Here is a 1834-nt window from a genome sequence, read left to right as displayed (position 1 = left end):
GAGGGTGTGTCAAAAGGTATAAAGCCCCAGACACACCCTCTATTTGCTAATTTAAATTAAAAGTCCGGACTTTCACAAGCTCGGACTTTTTTATATCCGCAAAAATGTGTATCTTTGCGGCAGTTATAACATGTCTACAAAAGTACGATTTAAATCATATAATACAGGAGTTGTCTCAATATTTCCTGTTGATTTGGGCGAAAAAATCCCCCAAAGAGCTCCAGTGCGTCTTATAGATAGCATTGTTGATGGTCTAAAACTGGATAAGGTCATCGAAACCTATAAGGATGGCGGCACGACGCCATACCATCCGCGAGTGCTGCTGAAGGTGGTGTTCTATGCCTATATGAACAACATCTATTCCTGCCGTCGCATTGCATCCCTGCTGGATCGGGACTTCCACTATATGTGGCTGAGCGGAGGACAGACACCCTCATTCAGTACGATCAACCGCTTCCGCAGCGAGCATCTGAAGGATGCGGTCAATGACCTGTTCGTCCAGGTGGTCATGAAGCTTGTGGAAGCCGGTCAGCTCAGTCTCGACGTGCAGTATATAGATGGCACGAAGATCGAATCGGTGGCCAACAAGTACACCTTTGTCTGGAAGAAGACGACGGAAAAGAACAAGGAGAAGCTTGAAGGCAAGATCAAGGATATCCTATCGCAGATCGACGAAGGGATAGCTCAGGACAACGCGCCTGCAGAAGAGACCACGGAGATGGACTCATCCACCCTCCGGAAGATTATCGATGGAATAAATGAGACGACGGCAAGGAAAGAAAAAGAAGGAGCCGCGAAGCAGGAGCTGAAGGAGCGGAAGAAAACAGTAAAACAGCTCCAGAAGGCACAGGAGAAGCTCGCAGAATACGAGGATAAGCTTGAGACCCTTGGCGACAGGAACAGTTACGCAAAGACCGATCCTGATGCCACATTCATGCACATGAAGGAGGATGCCATGCGGAACGGGCAGACAAAACCGGGTTATAACGTGCAGATCTCTACGGAGAACCAGTATATAACGGTATATGACTTCTTCCCCAATCCTACGGATACACTGACCCTGCCGTCATACCTGCAGTCTGGCTTTGACCTGTATGGACGCTTTCCGGATACGGTCTGTGCAGATTCCGGCTATGGCAGCGAGCAGAACTATGAGGTGATGGAGCAGATGGGCATTGAAGCCTTCGTCAAATACAACTGGTTCCACAAGGAGCAGCACCGTCCATTCCGGGAAGATGCCTTCCGTCAGGAGAATCTGTACTACAACGAGAAGGAAGACTACTACGTCTGTCCGATGGGTCAGCACATGACGCATATCGGACGGTATCAGGCTACAAACGCCAACGGTTACACCTCCACCATCGACAAATACCGCGCGCAGAATTGTGAAGGCTGTCCCATCCGGAGCCGGTGCTTCCAGGCCAGGGGAAACAGGATCATACAGGTCAACCACAAGCTGAACGCCTACAAGAGAAAGGCTCGGGAGAGGCTGCTTTCAGAGGAAGGCCTGAAGCATAGGAGCAGGCGTCCGATAGAACCGGAGGCGGTCTTCGGACAGATCAAGTTCAACAAGCAATACCGACGTTTCCGTCATCGCGGGTTAGACAAGGTCAGAATGGACTTTGCCATACTCGCCATGTCTTTCAATATCCAGAAACTATGGAGAAATCTTTCCAAAAAGGCTACTGATGCACCTTCTGGCCCTCATAATTCAAAAAATGATGGCTATAAACCGGTTTTAAGCCCAAATTCGAACGAAATCAAGGATTTTAGACTTGATGAATACTTTTCAATAAAGATTGTGGCTTGACATAAGATGAGGACGTGCAAAAGT

General features: G+C 48.5%; 1 pseudogene. It reads left to right on the top strand.

The window, feature by feature from the left end:
• Positions 1–130 precede the first annotated feature (130 nt).
• A pseudogene (locus tag MJZ25_16535) lies at positions 131–1690 on the top strand (IS1182 family transposase).
• The last annotated feature ends 144 nt before the right edge of the window (positions 1691–1834 follow it).

The organism is Fibrobacter sp., from assembly GCA_024399065.1.
In the GTDB taxonomy this organism is placed as follows: domain Bacteria; phylum Fibrobacterota; class Fibrobacteria; order Fibrobacterales; family Fibrobacteraceae; genus Fibrobacter.
The sequence above is the reverse complement of the archived record's forward strand: the minus strand, read 5'-3'. Positions and strand labels throughout refer to the sequence as shown.